This window comes from Caulobacter sp. GW821-FHT09B11, assembly GCF_059418205.1.
On sequence record NZ_JBWKPK010000019.1, the window covers coordinates 100,570 to 108,495 of the forward strand.

The following is a 7,926-nucleotide window of genomic DNA, read 5'->3' on the forward strand; positions in this document are numbered from 1 at the left end:
ACTTTCCCCTCCCCCATTTTTTGAACTGCCCAGACAAGCGCCTCATGCTGCCGCTTGTGCGCGCGTTCGCGATCCCGACTGCGACAAATTGTGTCGGCGGACGGTTGTTACCGAGCGGTCGCATCCCGATGTAGCGGGCATGACCAATCCCGCCGATCTCCCGCTTTCCGTCCTGGATCTGTCGCCGGTTCCTCAAGGAACATCGGTCAGTAAAGCCTTGGCCAATACTTTGGACCTCGCGCGTCATGCCGAGTCTCTAGGTTTCCACAGGTTTTGGCTGGCCGAGCACCACAACATGCCCGGTATCGCCAGCGCCGCCACAACCGTGGTGATCGGTCACGTGGCCGCCGGGACCTCGAAGATTCGAGTCGGGTCGGGCGGAATAATGCTGCCGAACCATGCGCCGCTGATGGTCGCCGAGGCTTTCGGCACGCTGGCGGCCCTGCATCCGGGCAGAATCGATCTGGGTCTGGGCCGCGCGCCGGGGACCGACCAGGCCACATTGCGGGCGCTTCGCCGCTATGTGGGCTCGGTCGACCGCTTCGCCGAGGACGTCGTCGAGCTGCAGCAGTGGTTCAAGCCGGCTTCGGAAGACCAGTCGGTGCGCGCCGTGCCGGGTGAAGGACAGGACGTGCCGATGTGGCTGCTGGGCTCCAGCACCTACGGCGCGCAGCTGGCCGCGGCGCTGGGCCTGCCCTACGCCTTCGCCGCCCACTTCGCCCCGGACCAGCTGATGGAGGCGATCGAGGTCTATCGCCGCGGCTTCCGTCCCTCGGAGCAACTGGCCAAGCCCTACTTCATGATCTGCATCGGGGTGTGCGCGGCCGACACCGACGCGGAGGCGCGTCGCCTCTTCACCTCGACCCAGCAGCAGTTCCTGGCCCTGCGCCGAGGCCGCCCCGGCCTGCTGCCGCCGCCTGTCGACGACATCACGGCCATCGCCGCGCCGCACGAGCTGGCCGGCCTGGACCATACGTTCCGCTATTCGGCGATCGGCTCGCCGGAAACCGTCGCCGCCAAGGTCAGGGCGGTGATCGCCGCCACCGGCGCCGATGAGGTGATGGCCGCCTCGCAGATCTTCGACCACGCCGCGCGGCTGCGCAGCTACGAGATCCTGGCCGGACTGCGCGGCGACCTGCACCAGGCCGCCTAGACGAGACGTCAGTGCGAGGCGGCGGCTCCCGCCGCTTCGCCGACGAACGCCCGCGAGCCGGTGAGGCGTCCGTAGATTCCGGTCAGGCGCTCGAACACCGGCGTCCAGCCGTGGCGGGTCTCGGCCCGCTGGCGCGCGGCGCGGCCCAGGGCGGCGACATCGCGGTCAAAGAGCGCTTCGATCGCCTCGGCGAACACCCCGCCTTCCGAAGCAGACGCCAGCATGCCAACGGCTTCATCGACGCTTTCGGCAACCCCGCCGGCGTCGACGCCGACGACCGGCAGGCCGCAGGCCATGGCCTCCAGCACGATCAGGCCGAAGGGTTCGTTGTCATTGGCGTGAACGAAGGCGTCGCAGCCGGCGAGAATGGCGGCCAGGGCCTCGGGATCGCGCTGATAGTCCATCGAGATCACCCGGTCGCTGGGCCGCGCCCCCGCCCCGGCCCCGACCAGCAGCAGCACATAGGGCTCGCCCAGCTTCTCGACGGCGTCGACCAGCACGTCGAGCTTCTTTTCGCGCGCCGGACGGCCTGCGAAGACGAGAATGCGGTGGCGATCGGTCAGGCCCAGGCGCCGGCGCAGGGCCGCGCGGTCGCCGCGCGCCGGGTGAAAGGTGTCGACGTCGACGCCCAGCGGCAGGCCGATGGCGTCGCGCACTCCGGCCTCGACCAGACGGCCGGCGATGAAGTGACTGGGCGCCACGACCTGGTCGAACTGGCGATAGATCGCCGCCCAGCGCTTCTGGACCGGCTTTTCGGCCCACTCGCCGATGTGCAGCGCCGCCAGGGCGCCGAGATCCGTATGGCAGAATCCGACGACCGGCACGCCCATGGCGTCGCCCGCCTTCAGCGCCGCCAGACCCGGGGTGTAGGGGTCGCCGGCCTCGATGATGTCGGGCCGCTGGCGAATCAGACGCTCCATCCAGCTGGTCTTGCCGATGGGCCAGCGATAGCCGTCGCCGAACGGCAGCGGCGCGGCGTAGATCGACACGCGACCGTGGCCGTCATGGGCGTCGCGCGGCCCGGGCACCACCAGCGTGTGGCGCACGCTTGGCCGATTGGCGGCCAGCCAGGCCCGTTTGGCGTTGAGATAGCGACGAACACCGCCGCTGCGCGGCGCGTAAAGCATTGTGGTGTCGATCAAACGGGCGGGACGGCCGGAAACGGATCGAATCTGCGACGCGCCGACGTCTTCACTCGGCGGGGAAGTGGGCAGAAGATCGATCACGCCGTACCTCGCTACTGCAGCGGGGCCGTCTTACGCGGCCGCCAAGCGATAAGGTGCTCAGCGACGGGAGGTTCCCCCGAAGCTTGGCCGCTGTCCAGCGGCTCGCGCGCCACCCTACGTCGTGCCCGCGCCAGGCGCAAAAACATCTGGTACGAGACCCCTCGTTGCGATGCGTAGGGGGCGAGGGTCATGGCGCGGTTTCTGTTCACGACCTGGGAGGGCGGCGGCCACGTCCAGCCGCTGCTGATGGTCGCCGCCGACCTGATGGCGCGCGGCCACGAGGTGCTGGCGATCAGCGATCCGGCCAACGCCGCCGACGCCGCGGCCCTTTCCGTGCCGTTCCGCGCCTGGACGACCGCGCCGTTCCAGACCGGCAAGTCCCACGAGGACGACCGCCTGCGAGACTTCGAGGCCGACAATCCGATGGCGGTGATCGAGCGCCTGCTCGACCGGGTGATGACCGGCCCGGCCGCCGCCTACGCCCGCGACGTGCTGGAGGCGCTGGACGCCTTCCCCGCCGAGGTGGTGGTCAGCCAGGAACTGCTGCTGGGCGCGATGATCGCGGCCCAGGCGCGGGGAACCAAGCTGGCCCTGCTGGCCGCCAACGTCTGGTCGCTGCCTAACCTGCCCGGCGCGCCGCCGTTCGGGGCCGGCATGGCGCCGGCAATCGACGACCAGGAGCGGGCCATGCATGCGATGGTCGCCCAGATGGCGCGGGGCCTTTTTCAGTCGGGTCTGCCTGCGCTGAACGCCGCCCGGGCCGAGCACGGCCTGCCTGAACTGTCCGATCTCTTCGCGCAGTACGAGGCGGCCGACGCGATCCTGCTGGCGACCAGCCCGGCCTTCGACTTCGCCCCCGATCCCCTGCCCGCCCCGTTCGCCCATGTCGGCCCGTACCTGGCCGATCCGGCCTGGGTGGAAGACGTCGCGCTTCCCGAAGGCGACGCCCCGCTGGTGCTGGTGTCGTTCTCGAGCCTCTATCAGGCCCAGGAAGCGACCTTGCGTAACGTGCTCGCAGCGCTTTCCGCCCTGCCCGTCCGCGCCCTGGTCACGACCGGCCCGACCTTGGATCCGGCGCAGTTCGAGGCCCCGGCCAATGTGAAGGTCGTGCGCAGCGCCCCGCACGGCGCGCTGCTGAAGGACGCCGCCGCCTTCGTGACCCATGCCGGCCACGGCTCGACCCTGCGGCCGTTGATGGAAGGCGTGCCCTTGCTTTGCCTGCCCATGGGCCGCGACCAGAACGACAACGCGATACGCGCCGCCCATCGGGGCGCGGCGATCACCCTGGCGCCCGACGCCGCGCCGGAGAAGATCGGCCAGGTCCTGACGCGGCTGCTGGAGGAGCCGGCCTGGCGAGAGGCGGCCAGGGCCCTGGGCGAGCGGGTCGCCGCCGACGCGCAAGGCCGCGGCGCCGCCCAGGCCCTGGAGGCCCTGATCTAGCGGCTCACCAGTCGTCGCGGCCGTTGAGGTGGTTCACCGGCAGGGGCGACAGGTCCAGGCTCTCGAGCAGGCGGGCGTTGATGGCGACGCGGGGATTGTCGTAGTCGGCCTGGCCGCTGCTGAAGTCGGGAAACTGGCTGTAGGTCCCGCAGCCGCAGACGCCGCAGTGATGATGCGTGCCCATGTAGTCGCCCCACTGGTAGGTCGAGACCCGGTCGCGGGCGGTCAGCAGCCTGAAGGCGGCGAGCGGGTAATAAGCGACGAGATTGCCGCGCTTGGAGCAGAACGAGCAGTTGCAGTCGGCGAGTTCGGTCGGCGCGGTCTCGACCTGGAACTGGACGGCGCCGCAGTGGCAGCTTCCCTTGACGGGCATGGCGATCTCCTTTGACGTTTGGAACGCCGGGGAGACTGCCGAAGGTCCGCTGACAGCCTGGTGTCAGCAGTCCGGATCCTGGTGGGCGGTGAGGGGATCGAACCCCCGACCCTCTCGGTGTAAACGAGACGCTCTACCGCTGAGCTAACCGCCCGCAGGGTCGCGCCTTCTAGCCGCCGAATGGCGGTCTGGGAAGCACGCATGAAAAAGGGCGGGACGTCGTTGGAACGCCCCGCCCCTTTGAAGACCGAAAACGGGATTAGCCGTTCAGGGTGGTCTTCAGGCCTTCACCGACCTGGAAGCGGGCGGTCTTGGAGGCCGGACGCTCGACGGTTTCACCGGTGCGCGGGTTGCGCGCGGTGCCCGCGGCGCGGGTCACGGCCTTGAAGGTGCCGAAGCCCACCAGACGCACGTCCGAGCCCGACTTCAGCGAGGCGGTGACGGTGTCGATGAAAGCTTCCAGGGCGTCCTTCGCCTGGTTCTTGTTGATGCCCGCCTTTTCGGCGATCGCCGTGACGAGTTCGGCTTTTGTGGTCATTTTTGTCTCCCAGCCATTAAGCGGCGGCTTTGCAACAGCTTACGCCGCTTCGCTCGCCGGGAAGTATGCGGGGAACGCTTGCCCCGTCAAACGAAGGCGGCGCGGAAAATTCCCGCGCCGCCCCAGTTATCAACAATAAGTTACTGTTAGTGCGTGAGAACCGCGTCGTCTCCGGCTTCATCGGCCTTCGCGGGGCTCGCCAGGGGCTCTTCCGATTCGCTCCACTCGACCGGAGTCAGCGGCCCGGTGAGGGCGTGCTTGAGCACTTCGTCGACCGTCGAGACCGGAATGATCTCGAGACCGGCCTTCACGGATTCCGGCACGTCGACGAGATCCTTCTCGTTTTCCTGCGGGATCAGCACCGTCTTCACGCCCGAACGCAGAGCCGCCAGCAGCTTCTCCTTGAGGCCGCCGATGGCGGTCACCCGGCCGCGCAGGGTGATCTCGCCGGTCATGGCGATGTCCTTGCGGATCGGATTGCCGGTCAGCACCGAGACCATGGCCAGGGCCATGGCGATACCGGCCGACGGACCGTCCTTGGGCGTGGCGCCGTCGGGCACGTGCACGTGGACGTCGGTCTTCTCGAAGATCGGCGGCTTGATGCCGAAGGCGGTCGCCCGCGAGCGGACGTAGCTGTTGGCCGCCGAGATCGACTCCTTCATCACGTCCTTGAGGTTGCCGGTGACCGTCATGCGGCCCTTGCCCGGCATCTTCACGGCTTCGATCGTGAGAATGTCGCCGCCGAACTCCGTCCACGCCAGACCGGTGACGATGCCGACCTGGTCGACCTCGTCGGTCTCGCCGTAGCGGTACTTCTTGACGCCGGCGTACTTGGCCAGGCGCGCGTCGTCGATGGTGATCGAGGTCAGCTTCTCGCGCGACAGGTCACGCACCGTCTTGCGGGCCAGTGCGCCCAGTTCCCGCTCCAGCGACCGCACGCCGGCTTCCCGGGTGTAGTAGCGGATCAGGTCGCGGATCGCCTCGTCCGGCACGATGAACTCGGTCGGCTTCAGGCCGTGGTCCTTGGCCAGCTTCGGCAGGACGTGGCGCTTGGCGATCTCCAGCTTCTCGTCCTCGGTGTAGCCGGGGATGCGGATGATCTCCATGCGGTCCAGCAGCGGCTGGGGCATGTTCAGGCTGTTGGCCGTGGTGACGAACATCACCTGGCTCAGGTCGTAGTCGACCTCCAGGTAATGGTCGCCGAAGGTCGAGTTCTGCGAGGGGTCCAGAACCTCCAGCAGGGCCGAGGCCGGATCGCCGCGATAGTCGCTGCCCATCTTGTCGATTTCGTCGAGCAGGACGAAGGCGTTGGTGGTCTTGGCCTTCTTCATCGACTGGACGACCTTGCCGGGCATCGAGCCGATATAGGTGCGGCGGTGACCGCGGATCTCGGCCTCGTCACGCACGCCGCCGAGGCTCATGCGCACGAACTCGCGCCCCGTCGCCTTGGCGATCGACTTGCCCAGCGAGGTCTTGCCGACGCCCGGAGGACCGACGAGGCAGAGGATCGGGCCCTTCAGCGAGTTGGTCCGGGCCTGCACGGCCAGGTACTCCAGGATCCGTTCCTTGACCTTGTCCAGGCCGTAGTGGTCGGCGTCGAGGATCTCCTCGCTCTCGTTGAGGTCGATCTTCTTGGTCTTGGCCTTGCCCCACGGGATCGACAGCAGCCAGTCCAGATAGTTGCGGACCACCGTGCTCTCGGCCGACATCGGGCTCATGTTGCGCAGCTTCTTCAGCTCGCCCTCGGCCTTGGTGCGGGCTTCCTTGGAAAGCTTGGTCTTCTTGATGCGCTTTTCGAGCTCGATCAGCTCGTCGCGCTGATCGTCGGGGTCGCCCAGCTCGCGCTGGATCGCCTTCATCTGCTCGTTCAGGTAATATTCGCGCTGGGTCTTCTCCATCTGGCGCTTCACGCGCGAGCGGATCTTCTTCTCGACCTGCAGCACCGAGATCTCGCCTTCCATGAGGGCGAAGACCTTCTCCAGGCGCTTGGTGACGTCGAAGATTTCCAGCAGGTGCTGCTTGTCGCCGATCTTCACCGACAGGTGGGCGGCGATGCTGTCGGCCAGCTTGCCCGGCTCGGCGATCTGCGGGATCGACGCCAGGGCCTCGGGCGGCACCTTCTTGTTCAGTTTGACGTAGTTCTCGAACTGCTCGACGACGGCGCGCGACAGCGCCTCGGCCTCGGGGCCTGCGCCCTGGTCTTCGCTGACTTCGCCGACCTGGGCCTCGTAATAGGCCTCCTGCTCGGTGAAGCGCACGACGGCGGCGCGGCCCTTGCCCTCGACCAGCACCTTGACGGTGCCGTCGGGCAGTTTCAGCAGTTGCAGCACGGTGGCCAGCACGCCGACGTCATAGATGTCGGCCGGAGCCGGATCATCGTCGGCGCTGTTCTTTTGGGTGACGAGCAGGATCTGCTTGTCGCCGCGCATCACTTCCTCGAGGGCGCGGACGGATTTGTCGCGCCCCACGAACAGCGGCACCACCATGTGCGGGAACACAACGATATCCCGCAGGGGCAACACAGGAAGCGTACGGATCTCAGACATGTTTTCACTCCCGGCCGGCGCGCGAAACTCGCGCCTTGCCACGCGGACCGCCGTCACTTCAGACGATGCGCCTGAGTCGTACGGTCCGTCCGCCCGGGACTGGGCGGATGGTCGTTATTTATGTGGACCTTTTGCGACGCGGTTCAAGCGTACTCGCCCGCCAGCGGCGACGAGTCGCGCACCGGTGGTGAAGCTGGATGTTTCGGTCGCCGGGCGGGCTGGGCCATGGCGGTTTCGACGACTTGGCCGTTGACGCAGCGGCAGATCGTTTCTTCACCGCAGTGCGGGATGGGCCCGGTCCTTCTCCCCCTGCGGGAGAAGAAGGGAACCTCCCCCTCTGGGGGAGGCGATCGCGCAGCGATCGGTGGGGGGTGTTTTTGCAAGGGCGGCCAGCGCGGCGGCGGCTGAAACCGCCCCCCACCGGCCTTCGGCCGCCTCCCCCAGAGGGGGAGGATCTTGGCCGACGCATCGCCAGAAAGATGCTCCCCCTCTGGGGGAGCTGTCGCGGAGCGACTGAGGGGGTCAGCGCAGGCATGCGACTTCGCACTCCCGTGGAAATCCACGAAAGGTGATGGGGAGGCGCGGAGCGGCCGGGCGGAGCCCGGAGACCGTGATGTGTTTTAGCGTTTCGGCTTCGTCAGACCGCTCCG

Annotated in this window: 6 protein-coding genes, 1 tRNA gene and 1 pseudogene; 2 read left to right on the forward strand and 6 right to left on the reverse strand. The window is 67.8% G+C overall.

The window, feature by feature from the left end; genetic code table 11:
- On the reverse strand, nucleotides 1–247 hold a 247-nt coding region (locus tag AC07N1_RS15565; protein ID WP_494672631.1), incomplete at its 3' end, for a hypothetical protein.
- Between AC07N1_RS15565 and AC07N1_RS15570 the strand changes: the two genes are divergently transcribed.
- Nucleotides 140–1,153 carry an LLM class flavin-dependent oxidoreductase gene (locus AC07N1_RS15570; protein WP_494672626.1) on the forward strand — a complete coding sequence of 338 codons (1,014 nt, stop codon included), beginning with the start codon at nucleotides 140–142 and terminating at the stop codon, nucleotides 1,151–1,153. The two genes, AC07N1_RS15565 and AC07N1_RS15570, sit on opposite strands and share 108 nt — an antisense overlap.
- A gap of 8 nt (nucleotides 1,154–1,161) precedes the next feature.
- On the opposite strand, the pseudogene AC07N1_RS15575 reads toward AC07N1_RS15570, so the two are convergent.
- Nucleotides 1,162–2,304, reverse strand: a pseudogene (locus tag AC07N1_RS15575) (glycosyltransferase family 4 protein); the annotation flags it as partial.
- A gap of 264 nt (nucleotides 2,305–2,568) precedes the next feature.
- Between AC07N1_RS15575 and AC07N1_RS15580 the strand changes: the two are divergent.
- Nucleotides 2,569–3,819 (forward strand): nucleotide disphospho-sugar-binding domain-containing protein, encoded by a 1,251-nt coding sequence (locus AC07N1_RS15580; RefSeq protein ID WP_494672627.1) that lies wholly within the window; start codon nucleotides 2,569–2,571, stop codon nucleotides 3,817–3,819.
- Nucleotides 3,820–3,823: 4 nt separating this feature from the next.
- Here AC07N1_RS15580 and AC07N1_RS15585 read toward each other — a convergent pair whose 3' ends face one another.
- From AC07N1_RS15585 to lon, 4 genes are all read right to left on the reverse strand, one after another.
- Nucleotides 3,824–4,192, reverse strand: a complete 369-nt coding sequence (locus AC07N1_RS15585; RefSeq protein WP_494672628.1) for a GFA family protein — start codon at nucleotides 4,190–4,192, stop codon at nucleotides 3,824–3,826.
- Nucleotides 4,193–4,271: 79 nt separating this feature from the next.
- A tRNA-Val gene (locus AC07N1_RS15590) sits at nucleotides 4,272–4,346 on the reverse strand.
- Between the two features lie 105 nt (nucleotides 4,347–4,451).
- On the reverse strand, nucleotides 4,452–4,730 hold the full coding sequence (locus AC07N1_RS15595; protein ID WP_110117750.1) for an HU family DNA-binding protein: 279 nt from the start codon (nucleotides 4,728–4,730) through the stop codon (nucleotides 4,452–4,454).
- Nucleotides 4,731–4,876: 146 nt separating this feature from the next.
- A complete protein-coding gene (lon, locus tag AC07N1_RS15600; protein ID WP_494672629.1) occupies nucleotides 4,877–7,276 on the reverse strand; it encodes an endopeptidase La in 2,400 nt (799 codons plus the stop codon).
- Nucleotides 7,277–7,926: the final 650 nt, after the last annotated feature.